The organism is Opitutaceae bacterium, assembly GCA_015075305.1.
Lineage (GTDB): Bacteria > Verrucomicrobiota > Verrucomicrobiia > Opitutales > Opitutaceae > UBA6669.
Window position 1 is genome coordinate 13,219 of record JABTUS010000010.1, and the last position, 17,648, is coordinate 30,866.

Genomic DNA, 17,648 nt, shown 5'->3' on the forward strand with positions numbered 1-17,648 from the left:
GTCAGATATGCTTTCAAATCGAAAGCTTCTGAAGGAGGCATGCGGGCGCGTGTCAATTGCGCTTATCGATGCGCAAGTCTGATCATGCCTCTCAAACTTTTCCATGATAAGTTCACGGTGCAAACGAAAGATGGCTCGTGGTGAAGCAGTATTCACCGCAAAGGCGTGTTTTCAGGATCCCGAACTCGTTGAGCTAATGGCTTCGGCTGGACTCGACGGAATTTGGATCTGTCTGGAGCACAAACGAATATCCCCTGATACGCTGCACGGCCTGATTCAAGCCTGTCGCCTGGGAGGAGCGGATGCAATCATACGGTTGAAACCGTCGAGTTATACAGACGTGATTTCAGTCCTTGAGAGTGGCGCTTCCGGAGTGATGATCCCTCGAGTGCTGGATCCTGATGAAGTTCGGAATTGCGTCAACATGATCAAGTTTCCTCCCCAAGGCAAACGGGGTTGTGATGCGATTCATCCAGATTCAGCATTTGGTCGCGCAAAACCGGCGGAATATTTTGCGCATTCCAACCGGGAAACGATGCTTGTGGTTCAGATTGAAGAGCAGGAGGTGGTGCCGCATCTTGAGGAGATCGCGTCTATTCCGAATGTTGATGTTCTCTTTATTGGCCCGGGTGATCTATCGCTCGGCCTTGGCAAATTCGGCTCCATCGACTCCCCGGAGGTGTTCGCGGTGATTCGTGAGGTTGGTGCTGTATGCCGACGCCACGGCAAGGTTGCAGGCATCCCGTGTGCCGCGGAGCAGGTCGAAAAATACCGTGCTCTCGGATATTCATTCTTTAATGTTTTCAGCGACTATCGGGGTGTGATGGCTGGCCTTAATCAAGCGTTGGCGACCGCTTGTAAGCAATGAACTCAACACACTTCGCCATTCTGTATGCCTTGGCAGCGCCACAGCTTGTGGCTGGCGTTGACCTCGCCACAGCCCAACACCATCAGACTCGGGTGATCGTGGCGTCAGTTGCGAATGAGCCGCGACACTATCTCGCGTTTCCGGATCTGGTTGATCTTGGCGATGAGGTGCTTGTCTCCTTCAAGCGCGGGCAGGCTCATGGTGGAGATCCCGGCGCAGAGATCGATACGGTTAGGATCGACAAGCTGACCGATGCGGTGACTCCCGGCCCAGTCACTGCGCGGCTGGACGGAATGATAATGCAGATGGGCGAATGGGTGCGTTTTCCAAACGGGGATATTGGCAGTTACATTGACGCACAGGAAAAGCAGACCGAAACCACCCGCATCGGTATGCGCTACACGCGCTCATCGGACGGAGGAAAGACCTACGGTCCGCTTGCACGGGTCGGCTTGATTGATGGTGTGGAGTACGGGTACCCCTTCGAATTCGTGGTGGAAGGCACGACCACCTGGATGCTGGCCATGAGTTTCAGCAATCTTGCGGGGGGCTACTCCGTGCATGCTCCGCGCCCGAAGGCTGGCCAGGTGGCGATTCTGCGCTCAGAGGACAGCGGCCGGAATTGGAAATTTGTCAGGAATCTATCGCGTGAGTTTGGTGATCTCCCGATCAACGAGAGCTCCTTTGTCCGCTACGCTGACGGCTTTCTCGTGGCCACCCGGGGCTACGACAATCGCGCGCGGCTCCACTTCACGACCAATGACTTCAAGCTGCGACGCCAGGTGGATCTTACGGGAACCCATGATTACATAACGGGCTATGTCGGGCGACCACGACTCTTCATGCGTGATGGGCGTTACTATCTAATGGGCCGCAACTGGACCGAACACGTGACTTTGGTCAGCAGTGCCACGCCATCGGGCGGCGGGCCGACATTTCCTGCGGCCATGAAACTCTGCCTCTTTCGCTTGGATCCCGTTGCGCTCACAGTTGAGAAGGCGGTAATTCTCGACAATGCGGAGCGCGCGAACGTGACCGACGGATACTACCCCGTACCCTATTTTCTCGAACGCAGCGGGCGCACGCTCTTCCGCATTGTCGACTACAAGGGTGTCGACCGACTGCCCCCGCAGATCATGGAGTTCGAATTTCTTTGGGAGGAGGTCCGTTGACGGAACCCACTCAGGTTCTTGACTGTGATCTCCTCGTAGCCGGTGGTGGTCCTGCAGGTGTCGCCTGCGCCCTGTCCGCCGCGCGCCTGGGCGTGCGTGTGATCCTTTGTCAGGATCGCCCGGTGCTCGGCGGCAACGCCTCAAGCGAGGTGCGCATGCACATGGTGGGTGCGACGGGATTGAAGGGAGGCGCTGCCCTCGAGACCGAATTGCGCGAGGGGGGCATCATCGAGGAAATTCGCCTGGAGCAGTCGGTTCACAACCCGCAGCGATCCGCCGCGATGCTCGATCTCGCTCTCTACGACAAATGCAGGCGCGAGCCCAACCTGCGCGTCTTGCTGAACACGACGGTTGACGGAGCGGAGGTCTCGGACGGAGTCGTGCGTTCGGTGCTCGCGACAAGAGCATCGACCGAGGATCGGATCCGCATCACCGCAGGGATTTTTGTCGATTGCACCGGAGACGGTCGTCTCGGACTCGAAGCCAGGGCACCGTTTCGGCACGGGCGGGAATCCCGTGAGGAGTTTGGTGAATCACTGGCCGTCGAGCGCGCGGATCGAAGGACCCTTGGATCCTCAATTCTGTTTCAGGCGCGGAGGCACGACCGTCCGATGCCCTTCATTGCGCCGCCTTGGGTGCGTCGGTTTCGCCCCGAACACTTCACGCTTCGTCCATTTGGTCGCAGCGGTTCCGATCTGGGATTGGAGTACGGCTATTGGTGGGTGGAGTGGGGCGGATGCCTTGATACGATCAAGGACAATGAACGCATACGCGACGAGCTGCTCGCGATTGCTTTGGGGGTATGGAACCACGTTAAGAACGAGTCTGGCCTCGATGCTTCCAACTGGGCGCTTGAGTGGATTGGTTTTCTGCCCGGCAAGCGAGAAAGCCGGCGGTTCACCGGCCTCCATGTGCTGACGGAGGCCGATTTGTTTGAGTCGAGGCCGTTTCCCGACGCCATTGCCTACGGCGGTTGGCCGATCGACACGCATCCACCGGAAGGCATTGATGCACCCGACCTCGCTCCCTGTGAGCAGCATCACCTCCCGTTTCTCTACGACATTCCCCTGCGCGCCTGCATTTCCGAGGGGCCATGCAATCTGATGTTTGCCGGACGCAATATTTCCGCGACCCACATTGCCTTTGCCTCCACGCGGGTCATGGCTACCTGCGCGGTCGTCGGGCAGGGTGTGGGTACGGCGGCGGCCTTTGCGATTCGGTCCGGACTGACACCGGCGGCGCTCTCAGGCCGGCCGGATCTGGTAAGGGAGGTTCAGCAGCGCTTGTTGCGCGACGACTGTTACCTGATTGGCATCCGGAATGAGGATGAACTCGATCTCGTGCGCGCAGCCGCGAGCATCACGGCATCAAGTGAGCAGATGGGTGCTGAAGCGCATCAGGTTCGAAGCGGCCAAACCCGCGCTGTGCACGGGCGCGAACGGGAGATCCCAAGCGCACGCTCGGAGAATTTGTGGAACAGTGTGCTTGAAGGCACCCAAGGCAGCAACGTGGTGACTCAGGCACCGCCAGGACGTTCTTTCCCGGGGACACACCGGTGGATGAGCGAATCAGGATGCGGCTTGCCCGCCTGGCTCGAAATACGATGGGAATCGGTCGTCCTGATTCAGGAGATTCAGCTCGTGTTTGATACGGGACAGCACCGACACCTTACTTTGTCACAGGCGGATGGATACACCGCGGCAATGCAATGGGGCCGTCCGCAGGCGGAAACGGTGCGCGACTACCGGATCGAATGCGATGACGGAGCATCGTGGCGCTGCCTGGTTGTCGTGGACGGAAATTATCTTCGGAGGCGTGTGCACCTGCTTCCCACGCCTGTCCCTGCCGTTGCATTGCGCATCGTGGTTGTCTCCACCAATGGCATTGATCACGCCCGCATCATGGAGGTGCGGGCTTACGCCGCGGGAACAGGCCGGGACGTGTGAACGATGACATCCAACCCGCTTCCATTGCCTGCGGCCGGATGCCAGACGCCCGAGAAGAGCGACCGTTGGGGGATGGTTGTGTTCCTAGCCCTTGCTTCGGCTGTCAACTATGCGGACCGCACGGCCATGTCCACTGTTTTGCCCGCTTTGCGGAGCGAACTCGGCCTGTCCGACGTCGCGCTGGGCTTGCTAGGCTCATTCTTTCTTTGGTCCTATGCGGTCTTTTCACCGATTGCCGGTGTCCTTGCTGACAGGCTCTCTCGCTCAGCTGTGGTCACGTTCAGTCTCGTGGCTTGGAGTGTTGTCACGGCGCTCACAGGATTGGTTCCGGGGTTCAATTCCCTGCTGGTCCTGCGCGTCGCCCTGGGAGTTTCAGAATGTCTCTTTCTTCCGGCAGCATACGCGCTGATTGCGCAGTTCCATGCCCTGTCGACCCGGGCACGTGCGATGAGTTTGATTTCAATCGGCGTTAATGGAGGAGTTGTGATCGGTGGAGCGGCAGCTGGATTTCTCGCAGAACACTGGGGCTGGCGCGCATCATTCTTGGTGTTTGGTGCAATGGGCCTCGTGCTGGCCATGCTTGCAAAGCGGTTCCTGCCGGGAGCGGCCACGATTGGAGGAGTCGGACCGATGCCTGCCAGGCCAGCTTTCCATCGTCCACAGTTGTGGCCGGCACTGCGGCAGCTTTTGCGCGTCCGAACCTACCACCTCCTGCTCTTTGAGGCTGTACTTTCGGGCATCGGCATTTGGGTTTTTCTCAGCTGGCTCCCGCTTTTTTTCCGCGATTCGTTCAACATGTCGCTCGGTGAGGCGGGTTTTGCGGGAACATTCATGCTTCAAACATGCAGTCTCCTCGGGATCGTGATCGGTGGTTGGATCTCAGACCGGCTGGCTTCGCGCCGCACGGAACGGCGATTGCTCGTATTTGCCTTTTGTTATTTCGCAGCAGCACCACCACTCCTTCTTTTCCTGGCTCACCCCGGCTTCGCTACCATTGCGATCGCAATTTCACTTTTTGCACTGTTTCGCGGCATCGGTCAGGCCAATGACAAGCCTATTCTATGCGAAATTGTACCCGAACATCTGCGGGCAACGGCGATAGGACTCATGAACGCATGCGCCACGGGTATTGGTGGCTGCGGAGTATTTCTTGCAGGAGTCCTCAAAGGCGCGCTTGGACTACAGGCAATATTTGCGTCCGTTGCAGTGTTGTTCGTAATCGCGGGAATCGCTCTGCTGCTGGCCTACCACTTCACTGGCGCTGAGGACATTCATAGGGCAAGGGAGAATGAGTCAGCCAGCGTCGCATCGGCCTCCTCATAGTCGCCCGCACGATATCTCATGATCTTGAGTCTTCATGCTGCAGGAGAGCCCGCAGTGGAGCGCGATAGACGTTTGCCGACCGACGACGGGGACCATTCTCTCCCCCAAGGACATAGATCCAGTCATCAACGCGAGCCAAACTGGCGAGCATGACGGCGATCGGCAGCCGGCCCAAAGAATGGTATTGGTTTGTTTCCAGATCGTAGATCAGGCAGGCGTCCGTGAGGTGCGCGCCGCCGTCCTCGTTGCGGTAGCCGCCAGCCAGCAGGATATGCCTGTCATCGAGAGCGAGGACCGCGACACCGCGTGCCTTATAGGGGACCGGAGCCACGGAGCTCCATTTCCTTGTCAATGGATCATAAACCCACGCTGCATCCGTGTTGAGCATTTGAGATGATGCCTTGTCCCAGACCCCACCGGTAAACGCCCAAAGGCGCCCCGCAGACGCCGCAAGTCCGATGTGAATGGCTGGACCTCCGGGAAATTCGGGCAGGATCTCAATTGAGCCCGAAACCAGATCCATGCTGAAGAACTGCGATGTGGATTTGCTTGTGGATAGCGCATCCGGGCAGCCGCCTAGAATGTAGAAGCTGTCATGAAGCAGTGTGCTTCCGGAATAAACGACAGGGTGCGGAAGGGACCGTGCTTGAACCCGGCCCAAGGGGGCATCCATTGCGATGGTGAGAACCGAGTCGGCCGTCCATGCCAGAATCCGGTTTCGCCATGTGCAGAAAGGACCGTGGGCAAACGCCTGTGGGCTGGCGTCCAGCTGTTCCCATCGATTGGTCAGCGGGTCATAGCTCTGCACTTCGCGAAGAGTGATCTTTCGTTCATCCTCCCAGCGGGATCCTCCCACAAGGACCAAGCGGGAACTGATGACGCCGCAGGCGGATCCGGCCAGACCTTCGGGCAGCGATGCAACAGGCGACCAGATCGAATCGGAAGCGAGGGCTGCGGTGGCAGCCAAGCCCGCGACCAACATTATGCTGAACCGAATCATGTTTTCCTTGGAGTCGGCCAGCCGGCGGGTAGATTCTGAACAAAGCGGAGGAATGCGTCTTCACCCGCAAAAGCGTAAGGAGCCAGCAGGCGAAGGGGAAATTCCGGAAATTCCAGCTTGATGAGGAGCTTGTCGTAGACGCCGTCCATGTGGGTGGCCATGGGGTCGATCGCACCCTTCAATGCGCGGTGAACCATACGAAACTCCTCCGCCCGCATGCTTAGCTCAGCACCGCGCGCTGCGTGAAAGGCCAGGCCTTTCTTGTGGCAGCACGCCGAAAGTGCGGCAAGCAGGCCGCATTCGTGGGCATCCCGCATCGCCGCAAAGCCAAATTCCGTGAAAAAGCACTGAAGTGCGGGCGCCTTTGTAAGAATGTCGGCAAACGCGGCGGGATCCTCGCCGCCCATCTTGACCGCCACCAAATTTGGATGGGCCTTTGAAAGGCGTGCATAGGCGTCGCCGTCAAGGACGCGCTTTGCTCGCTTTAGGTTGTAGTGCAGAAATCGACAGTCGGGAAAGCGACCGCAGGTTTCCGCAAAGAAGCGATCGGTCTCAGAATCCGTCAGTGCACCCCAGCTGGGAAGGGAAAGCTGAAACTCACGAAACCCCAGTTCGCGACCCAGGGCAATGCGGTCCACGATTGTTCCGAGCGACAGGCTGATGATTCCAATCATCGGTCGGGCATCCATGGATAACGCGCTCCGAAAAGATCCAACGATAGATTCGAACTGCCGATCGGAGACTGCATAGCCTTCACCTGCAGTTCCGAAGAGATAGACATGTCTTGTGAAGTTTTGCGCGAGTTGTGCCACGACGCGCCTGAAGAGCGGCTCGTCAAGTTCATGATCTTCTTTCCACGGAATGGGGCAGGTGGCCAGAATGGCTGGTGGGTAGCGTTTACAATTGTCCATTGACGAGCGATATGATTTGTTGCGTAACAAACTTCAGGCGATATTACGAAGGAGATCCCGAGAGTCGCTCAAAATTATGCCGTCAAACAAGCAGCTTGTTACATCAAACTCAGCACTCTTGCGTCCGGGCAAGGGTGTCACCGAACTCGAAGCTGCGCTCAGGCGTCTTGCTCTGAAGAAATCATGGGATGCAAAGACCCCGTTGCCAACAACGCGCGAACTCGGCGACCGGTATGGGGTTTCAAATGCAAGTGCATGCAGACTTTTGAAGAAGCTGGATGCCGAGAAGGTTCTCTGGCGCCGTGCGAACGGGCGCTATTACCCGCTTGAGAGCCGCCATATGTTCGAGCGCCGCAAGCCCTACGCGTGTTTGCTTCGCAAACTTCGGCACTGGAGCCGCATCTACCAAGGGATCATGAGTGGATTCAGCCAGGCGTTCGGGCGCAATCGGGCAGCGATGCTCTTTGTTCACAACGAAAGCCTGGTGCGCCACGCGGACACGGAGCATCCGCCCTTGCATGCAGGAGCCACGGCGCAGCATGAAGCGATCGCGGAATTTTTTCGGGATTACGAGGACCAGTTTGGAGGCATCCTTCTCGACGACGTCTGGCTGGATGATGTACTGGAGGAGTTTTCGGCCCAATTGACCAACGCGGTGATTGTATGTCGAAAAACGCGCCTTCCCGGACTTGCAAGCGTTTCGATCGATTTTGAATCAAGCGCGGTGCTTGCCGTCGGCCATCTCTTCGCGCGCGGCTATGAGGAAATTTGGATCGCCGTTCCTTTCAGCGGCGCTGCACCGGTTGACCTGATGCGCGCGGCTGCGCTGCGAGCGGCGTCCATGCTGGGGCGTCCCATTGAAGAATCGAATGTATGCCAGGTGTCGACCCCGGCTGAACGCGCGGAGTTCGTTCGCCGTCTGCAAGCTACAAGCAGGCGTGTTGGAATTTTTTGTCTTGAGGACAATATTGCCGCAATTCTGCGCGGCAATATTGCCGACGCCAATATCGCCTGCCCGGGGCGGGCCGGGATTATTTCAGCCATGGGCACGAATATTGTGACCGATCGAAATATCACAACGCTTGTCATTGACTACGAACGCATCGGGCTTGAGGCGGGCAAGATTCTTGCGGACGGCAGTCATCGCGCAATCACACTTCCCACCATGCTCGCACTGGGTCAGACCACCTGAGGGATTGCGGGACTTTGCGTCACGGCTTGCGCTCCTCCTTGCCGTCGCTCTGATGCACGCAATCGCTCCCTCATTCCATCCATGAAATTCCCACCCTCAATGATGTCCCCTTCTTTCCGACGGCTTCCGGCCAAGGTTGGCGCCATTGTTGTCTCAATTTCCTTGTTTGCGAACTTGTCAGCTCGCGCGGCGATTCTTGATGCCGCACCGGGCGCGACGGTGGGCCGGATCGACCGGCTGGACCCCGCGGTTTCGGGCCTGCTGGACGAGTCCGCGGTGATCGAGGTGATTGCGACCGGCTTCACCTGGAGCGAGGGTCCCGTCTGGATGGCGCGGGAGAGGCAGCTTGTCTTCAGCGATGTTCCGGAGAACAAGGCGTACCGCTGGCGCGAGGGGCGCGGAGTCGATCTGTTTCTTGATCCGAGTGGGGCGAGTCATCGCGGCCCGGACATCTCGACCCAGGGGTCGAACGGATTCATCGTGCACAACGGGCGGCTCCTGCTCTGCCAGGTGGGCGATCGGCGTATTGCTTCTTTGGATACGGATGGCAGGAGTTTTACCACGGTTGTGGATCGGTACGATGGCAAACGCTTCAATGCGCCGAACGACCTGTGTGCGGACCGGCGCGGGAATATCTACTTTACGGATCCTCCCTACGGCATGGTCTCGGAGAAGTTTCGAGAGATCCCCTTCAACGGGGTCTTTCGCCGCGCGCCCGATGGCACCGTGACCCTGGTTTCAAGCGAGCTGGAACGGCCCAACGGCGTTGCTCTCTCCCCGGATGACAGCACGCTCTACGTCACGAACTCCCACCAGCCGCGGCCGATCGTCATGGCGTTCCCGCTGTCGACGGATGGCAGCGTCGCAGGAGAGGGACGCGTCATCTATTCGGCCCGGGAGCTGATCAGCAGGAATCCGCGCAAGGGGGCTCTCGACGGCATGGAAGTCGATGAGCAGGGAAACCTCTGGATTGGCGGCGTGGCCGGCGTGCTGGTGGTCAGCAAAGAGGGTGTCTTGATTGCCCATCTGGTGACGGGCTACTCCACGGGGAACTGCTGCTTTGGCGGTCCGGACGGTCGAACGCTTTTCATCACTTCGAACCACATGCTTTGCCGGGTGCACACCAAGACGCGGGATGGCCATTTCGGAATGAAATAGGTTCCTTCACTCGACGGAACGGGCCTGGTTCACGGGATTTGCAACACACTCCGGCAGCGATGCCTGTGCAATCCCGGGTGCTCGTTGAAAACGGATGGTCGGGGCGGCGAGATTCGAACTCGCGACCTCCTGGTCCCAAACCAGGCGCTCTACCAGGCTAAGCTACACCCCGATACCTCCGGCGACCTGAAGGCGGCGCGGGCGGCATGTCAACGCGCATTCTCGGCACGCGTTCCACCGGGGTTTCGAGGCTGTGAATAACCCGTTAGCAATATCGAGTCACTCTCTGCTTGCGTCAGGAGGGTGTTCAACCTAGATCGCTCATCCTCGATTTCTTTTCATGGACACTATTTCTCGGGAAAATACCAGCTACCTTCCCCTTGCGGGCGTTGTTGTTGGAGTATTGGCGCTCGTGCTTGCGGCGATTGCCTTGGCCAAGGCCTCCTCAGCCAGCAAGACGGCCAACGAGCACGCGGCGCAGGTCGCAAAAATTGAGACGATTGAGAATGAGCTTCGCACGTCCACCGCCGGCTCTGAGAAGGCGGGCCGCGATATCACGGGGCTTCGCAACTCGATGCAGAGCGCTTTCGACCAGGTCGCATTGGAACTTGGCAATGTGAAGGGTGAGTTGGCGAAGATTCAGGAGGCCGCAAAGGCCCCCCGTGCCGCAGCCGCTGCCGCCGGTGCCGCAAAGTCATCCGGCCCCGTCGTTGCGGGCCCTGACGAATACATTGTCAAGAGCAGCGACAGTGGCGCGAAAATCGCCCGTGCCCATGGGATTTCCCTGGCCGACCTCATGGCCGTCAATCCTGGCGTGAACTGGAATCGCATCAAGCCGGGCGACAAGCTGAAGCTTCCGAAGAAATAACCGGTTGCCCGACTCAATTTCGTGAAGCCTCTTCGACCTCGCGTCGGAGGGGCTTTTTTGTTTGCTGGCCACGTGAACAGACCTGACTCCGGCTTTCCCTCCCCTTGGACTCGGGGCGCATCGCGGGTGCTCGCAAAAACCCGCGTTCTTGAGTTGTGGGGCGTGATGTTTTCCCACCCTTCCCGGAAGAGCGAGAGCGAGTTCTCGGTCATTCACTCCCGCGACTGGGTCAACGTTGTCGCGACGACGCCCGACCACCGGATGGTGCTCGTTCGTCAGTTTCGTTTTGGCATAAATGCGCCGTCGCTGGAAATCCCTGGTGGAATCATCGAGGCGGGCGAAGATCCGATTCAGGCGGGTGTGCGGGAATTGAAGGAGGAGACCGGCTTCGTCGGCAGTCGCACCAGGCTGCTGGGCAGCATTCACCCCAACCCTGCGATCCAGGACAACCGCTGTCATCTCATCTGGGTTGAAAATGCCGTGTCGCTCGGCTCCACAGCCTGGGATGAACACGAGGAGTTGGAAATTCTCACGCCTCCCATCGATGAAGTCTATGCCCAGGCCCGTGCTGGAGCGATCACGCATTCGCTGGCTTTGAACGGTTTGCTGCTGTTCGAGCCCCATTGGTTGTCGCTCGGATCAGCCTCGGGTTCAGCCCCTGCGGTTTGACAGCTCATGGGGTTGCAATAGCTTGGGTTGATCCATGCCGACCACTGCTCCCGTCTTCGCCAACACTCCGTCAGCCCTTGGAGTTGCATCGAACGGCCGGCTGCCCTCGGAACTCGAGAAGGAAATTCGCGCAATCTATCAGCGAAGCCCGCTCTATGAGGCTCGTTTTCCGCTGCATTCCGATCCCTTGCAGTGGTCCTGCTACCGAGAGATACCGTCGCTTTCGAAGAAGGAGATTGTGAGTCGGGGCCATCAATCGTTCTTTGCCGACTACCACGCAATCGAACGCGGTTTGGCGGACAGGAAGTTCGAATACGAATCCACCGGCGGCACCACCCAGTCGCCCATGACCGTTATCATGGAGGAGGGGTGGTGGAACGCCCAGACTGAGCGCGCGTACCGGGCATCGCCGATTCTCCGCCAGTTTGTCGGGCGCCGTTACCGGAAGTGCGTCCTCGCGCCTGTGGGCTGCTCGAGCAACCTGTGCCCCTATGAGGATCACCCTTTCCCCAACCGATACTTTGACGGCGTGGTTTATCTGAATCTGAGCAGCGATCCCTTTGTCTTTCCGGAGAGCGAATGGGATCGCATTGTGCTGGAGCTGCAGGCGGTTCAACCCGAGGTGATCGAAGGTGAACCGGTCTATCTTTCGCTTCTGGCGCGAGCGGTGAAGCGGCGCGGCGTGAATATTTCCAGTGTTCGCGCCGTCATCCTCACCTACGGCAAAGCCAGCTGGCAGCACGGCCGGCGGATCGCCGAGCAGTTTCCCGCGCCACAGGTGGATCTCTATGGCTCGACGGAGGCGGGATACCTTTTTGTTGGAGAGGCCTTCAAGGACGATTCCCAGGTGATCGATTCCAACGCGTTCATCGAACTGGCCTCTTATCGCGATCTGCCCGATGTCTACCAGATATTGGTCACCACACGCGATCGTGAGGCCATGCCGCTGCTGCGTTATCACACTGGCGACATCGTTCAGCGCTTTCCGACCGGCTACCGGCTGCTGGGACGTGAAGGAAATCTGTATTTCCGTTCAGATGGGTCGTTGATGTCGCCGTCCGACATCGATGCGGCGCTGCCTGCGGGCTTTGAGTGCTGGCATTACTCGCTGGTTCAGGCGACCGACACGCGCTGGGACTTCCATTACGTCGCTGATGAGACGGCGGATCATTCGGCACTGGAGCAAGCCGTAGCACGCTGCATCGGAGCTGACGCGAGAGTCGTCGCCTTTCGCAAGCGTTTCATTGCGCCGGCGGCGAGCGGCAAGTTCGCGCTGCTGAAGCCCCTCGCGCGATAGCGCACGTATTGGGGGGAGTTAGATCCGGCGGTGTGACGCGGCGCGCGTTCCCTGGGCATGACAAAGCATGCCCCTCCAGCGGAGGGGGGATGCAAGGACTGATGGAGGGGCACGCTCCGTCGTGACCTGGGATCGCGCATCGCGGAACAGCGCCGGAAGATCCTCATGCGGAGGACGGAGGGAGAGAAGGGTGGCTCGGGCTTCCAGCCCGCAGTCATCTTGAGGATCAATGGGAAGGTGGAATGCAGAGGTCGGAGATCGGAATGGTTTCACGCGAAGCCGCGGAGCACGCGGAGAAAAGGAAGAGGGAGAAGGGAGGATGCTTGCATGCTTCGTTGTGCCGGGCTTCTCGATTCATTTAGGTCGGCTAATATGCTGCCTTCATGCAGGCGCGCCCATCCCGGGACCTTTACATTCGAGCCACTGAAATTGTAGTATCGCCATGTAACCCGGAGCGCATTTTCCTCAATGCCTTTGCACAGGATCGCTGGACTTCATTCACGATGAGCCTAATCGGCAACCTCTTCAGCTCGACTGTCGGCCGCAAATTCCTGATGGCGGTCACAGGCATCATTCTCGTCGGATTCGTGATTGGGCATCTGGTGGGCAACCTCCAGGTCTTCGGCCATCCGGACAAGATCAACGGCTACGCGCAGTTTCTCCATTCGCTCGGGCCGACGCTGTGGGCCGTCCGGATCGGGCTCCTTCTTGCGGCGGTCATTCACATCTGGGCGGCAATCGCACTCACACGAACCAATGCGCAGGCCCGTGGCGCCCAGCACTACGGCGTAAACAAGTGGATTCGCGCACCCTTCGCCTCGCGATACATGCGCCTGACCGGTCTGGTCGTACTCGCCTTCATTGTTTATCACCTCGCGCAGTTCACATTCGGATTTGCGTCGTCGGCCTCCTTCAAGGGTCACCTTCCCGAGTACACGATGACCTCCACATTCCATGTGCTGGGATTTCCCGCCGTCGAGAAGGGCAGTTCCGTCAACGATGTCTACAGCATGGTTTTCTATGGATTTCAGAGCCCGGTCATCTCCCTGTTCTACATCCTTGCCGTCGGATTCCTCACACTTCACCTGCTCCATGGATTTCAATCCGTGTTCCATTCCTTCGGCTGGCACAATGCATCCTGGGCGCCGGCGCTTCGTGCGGTGACCATCATTCTCTGCGTTGGATTCTTTCTTGGGAATGCATCGATGCCTGCGGCAATATTGTCTGGCTGGCTCAAACCCTCGCCAGGGACACAGGTTGCGGCACATCCCCGCGTGGCTTTGGGCGGAACGCCCTGAGCCGGAGCATCGCAACACCGGTCAGGCAGCAGTTATCAACCAACGAATGTCCGAGCCACGCTGAACCTTCCACCCATGGCCAAACTTGAATCCAGGATTCCTCCCGGTCCCCTCCCTGAAAAGTGGCGCAGGCACAAGGCCGACATGAAGCTCGTCAATCCGGCCAACAAGCGGAAGTACGAGGTGATAGTTGTCGGTGCCGGCCTGGCGGGCGCATCCGCCGCGGCCACATTGGGTGAACTCGGTTACAAGGTCAGCTGCTTTGTCTTCCACGACAGCCCGCGCCGGGCGCATTCCATCGCCGCCCAGGGCGGCATCAATGCGGCCAAGAATTACCAGAACGATGGCGACAGCGTGTACCGGCTTTTCTATGACACGGTGAAGGGCGGCGACTATCGCTCGCGCGAGGCCAACGTGCACCGTCTGGCCGAGGTTTCGGTCAACATCATCGACCAGTGTGCAGCGCAGGGCGTCCCGTTCGCGCGGGAGTACGGCGGGCTGCTTGCCAACCGCTCCTTCGGCGGCGCCCAGGTTTCGCGGACGTTTTATGCGCGCGGGCAGACGGGCCAGCAGCTCCTGCTCGGAGCGTATTCCGCGCTTTCCCGCACCGTTGGGCAGGGGCTTGTCAAGCTTCACACGCAGGAGGAAATGTGCGACCTCGTTGTGATCGGTGGCCAGGCCAAGGGGATCATCACTCGCAACCTTGTCACCGGAAAGATCAGCCGCTGGTCCGCCGACGCCGTCGTTCTCGCCACGGGCGGCTACGGCAATGTCTTCAACCTTTCCACCTACGCTCGCGGATCGAACGCCACGGCAATCTGGCGTGCCTACAAGCGCGGCGCGTGTTTTGCCAATCCCTGCTACACGCAGATTCACCCGACCTGCATCCCGGTTTCCGGAGACTACCAGTCCAAGCTGACCCTGATGTCGGAGTCGCTGCGCAACGACGGGCGCATCTGGGTGCCCAAGCGGAAGGAGGACTGCCGGAAGGATCCCGCCTCCATTCCGGACGAGGATCGCGACTACTACCTCGAGCGAATCTATCCCAGCTTTGGCAACCTCGCGCCGCGTGACATCTCATCACGCGCGGCCAAGCGGGTGTGTGACGAGGGGCGCGGTGTGGGGGAGAGCGGGCTCGGTGTCTACCTGGACTTCTCCGATGCGATCAAGCGACTGGGCGAGGATGCGGTGCGCGAACGCTATGGCAACCTGTTCGACATCTATCACGAGATCACGAACGAGAACGCCTATCGCACGCCCATGCGCATCTATCCCGCGGTGCATTACACCATGGGCGGCCTCTGGGTGGACTACAACCTCATGTCGAATCTGCCGGGTCTTTTCGTGCTCGGTGAGGCGAATTTTTCGGATCATGGCGCCAATCGCCTGGGCGCGTCGGCGCTGATGCAGGGGCTTGCCGATGGGTATTTTGTCGTTCCCTACACGATCGGCGACTACCTGGCCTCCCAGAAACCCGGCTCACGCCCATCGACGGATGCGCCGGAGTTCAAGCAGGCGGAGGACAATGTGACATCGATCATTCGCCGGCTTCTGGGCGCGAAGGGGACCCATCCTGTCAGCCATTTCCACAAGCGGCTCGGCCACATCCTGTGGCAATACTGCGGGATGTCGCGCACGAGGGAGGGGCTTGAAACAGCTCTGAGGGAGATTCCGAAACTGCGCGAAGAGTTCTGGGCGACCGTGAAGATTCCCGGCTCCGCAGACACACTCAATCAGTCCCTGGAGGTGGCGGGTCGTGTGGCCGACTTTCTCGAACTGGGGGAGCTGATGTGCAGGGACGCCCTTTCCCGCGAAGAGAGCTGCGGCTGTCACTTCCGCGAGGAGTACCAGCACCCGGACGGAGAATGCAAACGCGACGACGAACGGTTCGCCCACGTGGCCGCGTGGGAATACCAGGGTGCGGACAAGGAGCCTGTGCGGAACGTCGAGCCGCTGACCTACGAGGTCGTGAAAATGAGCATGCGCAACTACAAGTGATCCTGCCCGGTTTCCCTGAATTTCCTCATCATGGTCGCCAACGTTTCCAATACCAACTTTTCCGTGACCCTGCGCGTCTGGCGCCAGGCGGGTCCGGGGCAGCCGGGCCGCTTCGTCGATTATCCCGCGAAGCATGTGAACCCGAACATGTCGATTCTTGAGCTCCTTGATGTTGTCAACGACGAGTTGACGATCAAGGGCGAGGAGCCGATCGCCTTTGCCCACGACTGTCGGGAGGGCATCTGCGGCACGTGTTCGCTGATGATCGATGGCAAGCCTCATGGTCCGAACCAGGGAGTGGCCAGTTGCCAGACCTACATGCGCAGCTTCAGGGACGGCGAAGTCATTGTCATTGAGCCCTTCCGCGCCGCGCCTTTCCCGATCGTCAAGGACCTGGTTTCGGATCGCAGTTCATTCGACAGGATCCAGCAGGCGGGTGGTTTTATCTCCGTGCGAACGGGAGCGGCACCGGATGCCAATTCGATTCCGGTTCCGAAGGACGATGCCGAACTCGCGATGGATGCGGCGGCGTGCATCGGCTGCGGAGCCTGTGTTGCCGCCTGCAAGAATCGTTCGGCCGTTCTGTTCGTCGCCGCCAAGGTTTCCCACCTGGGCCTGATGCCACAGGGCCAGCCGGAGCGGGACAGCCGCGTGCTGGCGATGGTCAACACGGCTGATGAACTGGGATTCGGTAGCTGCACGAATCAGGGAGAGTGCAGCGCCGCGTGTCCCAAGATGATCAGCCATGATTTTATTGTCCGGCTGAACCGCGATTATCTCTCAGCCAGTTTCCGCTCCGCATTCCGGGCCCCCACCGCCAGCGCCGGCCATCAGGCCGGTTGAGGCAGGGGTGCATAACCGGCGGAGGGAAACCGACCAATCCTGGAGGGGCACGCTCCGTCGTGACCTGGGGACGCGCATCGCGAAACAGCGCCGGATTGTTTAACGCGAAGGCGCAAGGACGCGAAGGCATCGCGAGAATGGCGGGAGGGGGAAGCGAATCATGACGAGGGCTGGAATCCCACCAGGTCCACCGAGCCCTGGTGTTTCGCCCTGATTTCCATGGTGTCCTCGCCCGCTTCAACATACAGGGTGCTTTCAATGCGATAGCTGGCCTGGGGATGTTGCGCGATTTCGCGCAGGGTGGCCATGCCGTCAGCCTTTTCCAATGGCAGGACAATCTCCTGGTTCGCCGTGCTCAGCGGGGGGATTCCGACCGGCTGCTCATTCCGGAAATCGGCGATCAGCCTGTCGTTCAGATAGAGCTTGTGGCGCGCGCGGGAGAATCCAATCGGAACGACATTCTCATTCGTGAACCGAAGCGTCATGAGCACTTTTGCATCGGGCTTGCCGGGCGGGACTGCGCGGATGCTCAGGACGGATGCCGTGACCCCTCCGAGCTTCATGGCCGAGCCGCACCCGGTGAGGACGGCTAGCGACACCAGCCCCAGCAGGCAAAACAAGGGATAGAAACGACGGCGCAACATGCAACCACCATGGAGGATCGTGACTTTGGTCGGCAAGCGGCGAGTGCCGCAAACCTCAACAAAGGCCGCCTCAGCGGCAGGCAACTCCGCCCGATTGATGTCCGGGCATCAAAACATCGACAGCGCACGAGCGCTTTCGATTCCCACCCAGACGACCGCTGTCAGGACCAGGCCGGCAACCAGCGCCCGCAGTATCCTCTGCCGGCGCAGGCGCGCATCGTGGACATCCGGATTGTTTACCCGCCCGAGCCCCTGCTGGGACATGAAACTGACGAACTGGGCATTCCGCAGGGTTGTGCGCCGGATTCGCGAATTGTCCACCTTGCCGAAACGGTAGGTGGGACGGTGAAACAGGATGGTGAAAAGGCGGCGAAGCACGGTGGCGGCGGTTCCTAAATTTTGATTGGTTTTTTCAACGGGAAAGCAGCAGGGTCGAGCCCAATCCACGCATTTCAGAGTTT

At 59.4% G+C, this 17,648-nt stretch carries 16 protein-coding genes and 1 tRNA gene; 12 read left to right on the forward strand and 5 right to left on the reverse strand.

Translation table 11 applies throughout. The features are described 5' to 3' along the window. Window positions 1–103: 103 nt before the first annotated feature. The 4 genes from HS122_17600 to HS122_17615 are packed head-to-tail and all read left to right on the forward strand — an operon-like array spanning window position 104 to window position 5,309. A complete protein-coding gene (locus HS122_17600; protein MBE7540213.1) occupies window positions 104–868 on the forward strand; it encodes an aldolase in 765 nt (254 codons plus the stop codon). Then, window positions 865–2,040, forward strand: a complete 1,176-nt coding sequence (locus HS122_17605; protein ID MBE7540214.1) for an exo-alpha-sialidase — start codon at window positions 865–867, stop codon at window positions 2,038–2,040. Before HS122_17600 ends, HS122_17605 begins: the two co-directional genes overlap by 4 nt. Further along, a complete protein-coding gene (locus tag HS122_17610) occupies window positions 2,037–3,986 on the forward strand; it encodes an FAD-dependent oxidoreductase (GenBank protein MBE7540215.1) in 1,950 nt (649 codons plus the stop codon). The genes HS122_17605 and HS122_17610 overlap by 4 nt, the downstream gene beginning before the upstream one ends. Before the next feature lie 3 nt (window positions 3,987–3,989). Further along, window positions 3,990–5,309: an MFS transporter gene (locus tag HS122_17615; protein ID MBE7540216.1), complete on the forward strand. Its 1,320-nt coding sequence runs from the start codon at window positions 3,990–3,992 to the stop codon at window positions 5,307–5,309. Window positions 5,310–5,325: 16 nt separating this feature from the next. Here the strand turns inward: HS122_17615 and HS122_17620 are convergent, their stop codons facing one another. Together HS122_17620 and HS122_17625 are read right to left on the reverse strand one after the other, a co-directional pair. Continuing rightward, window positions 5,326–6,309, reverse strand: a complete 984-nt coding sequence (locus tag HS122_17620) for a hypothetical protein (protein MBE7540217.1) — start codon at window positions 6,307–6,309, stop codon at window positions 5,326–5,328. Continuing rightward, window positions 6,306–7,220, reverse strand: coding sequence for a dihydrodipicolinate synthase family protein (locus HS122_17625; GenBank protein ID MBE7540218.1), 915 nt, complete (start codon window positions 7,218–7,220; stop codon window positions 6,306–6,308). Before HS122_17625 ends, HS122_17620 begins: the two co-directional genes overlap by 4 nt. A gap of 118 nt (window positions 7,221–7,338) precedes the next feature. Here HS122_17625 and HS122_17630 point away from each other — a divergent pair, with 118 nt between their 5' ends. Both HS122_17630 and HS122_17635 read left to right on the forward strand, forming a co-directional pair. Further along, window positions 7,339–8,412: a substrate-binding domain-containing protein gene (locus HS122_17630; protein MBE7540219.1), complete on the forward strand. Its 1,074-nt coding sequence runs from the start codon at window positions 7,339–7,341 to the stop codon at window positions 8,410–8,412. A gap of 81 nt (window positions 8,413–8,493) precedes the next feature. Next, window positions 8,494–9,570, forward strand: a complete 1,077-nt coding sequence (locus HS122_17635) for an SMP-30/gluconolactonase/LRE family protein (protein ID MBE7540220.1) — start codon at window positions 8,494–8,496, stop codon at window positions 9,568–9,570. A 95-nt stretch (window positions 9,571–9,665) separates the two neighbouring features. On the opposite strand, the gene HS122_17640 is transcribed toward HS122_17635, so the two are convergent. Next, window positions 9,666–9,742, reverse strand: a tRNA-Pro gene (locus HS122_17640). A 168-nt stretch (window positions 9,743–9,910) separates the two neighbouring features. On the opposite strand from HS122_17640, the gene HS122_17645 reads away from it, so the two are divergent. From HS122_17645 to HS122_17670, 6 genes are all read left to right on the forward strand, one after another. Further along, window positions 9,911–10,438: a LysM peptidoglycan-binding domain-containing protein gene (locus tag HS122_17645; protein MBE7540221.1), complete on the forward strand. Its 528-nt coding sequence runs from the start codon at window positions 9,911–9,913 to the stop codon at window positions 10,436–10,438. Between the two features lie 165 nt (window positions 10,439–10,603). Next, window positions 10,604–11,107, forward strand: a complete 504-nt coding sequence (locus tag HS122_17650) for an NUDIX hydrolase (protein MBE7540222.1) — start codon at window positions 10,604–10,606, stop codon at window positions 11,105–11,107. Window positions 11,108–11,141: 34 nt separating this feature from the next. Further along, on the forward strand, window positions 11,142–12,404 hold the full coding sequence (locus HS122_17655; protein MBE7540223.1) for a CoF synthetase: 1,263 nt from the start codon (window positions 11,142–11,144) through the stop codon (window positions 12,402–12,404). Between the two features lie 503 nt (window positions 12,405–12,907). Continuing rightward, window positions 12,908–13,702, forward strand: a complete 795-nt coding sequence (locus HS122_17660; protein MBE7540224.1) for a succinate dehydrogenase cytochrome b subunit — start codon at window positions 12,908–12,910, stop codon at window positions 13,700–13,702. A 75-nt stretch (window positions 13,703–13,777) separates the two neighbouring features. Beyond that, a complete protein-coding gene (locus HS122_17665; GenBank protein MBE7540225.1) occupies window positions 13,778–15,700 on the forward strand; it encodes a fumarate reductase/succinate dehydrogenase flavoprotein subunit in 1,923 nt (640 codons plus the stop codon). A gap of 30 nt (window positions 15,701–15,730) precedes the next feature. Beyond that, window positions 15,731–16,543, forward strand: a complete 813-nt coding sequence (locus HS122_17670) for a succinate dehydrogenase/fumarate reductase iron-sulfur subunit (GenBank protein ID MBE7540226.1) — start codon at window positions 15,731–15,733, stop codon at window positions 16,541–16,543. A 158-nt stretch (window positions 16,544–16,701) separates the two neighbouring features. Here HS122_17670 and HS122_17675 read toward each other — a convergent pair whose 3' ends face one another. Both HS122_17675 and HS122_17680 read right to left on the reverse strand, forming a co-directional pair. Beyond that, entirely contained in the window at window positions 16,702–17,187 is a 486-nt protein-coding gene (locus tag HS122_17675; GenBank protein MBE7540227.1) for a hypothetical protein, read from the reverse strand. Between the two features lie 108 nt (window positions 17,188–17,295). Further along, window positions 17,296–17,541, reverse strand: coding sequence for a hypothetical protein (locus HS122_17680; protein MBE7540228.1), 246 nt, complete (start codon window positions 17,539–17,541; stop codon window positions 17,296–17,298). Window positions 17,542–17,648 lie beyond the last annotated feature (107 nt).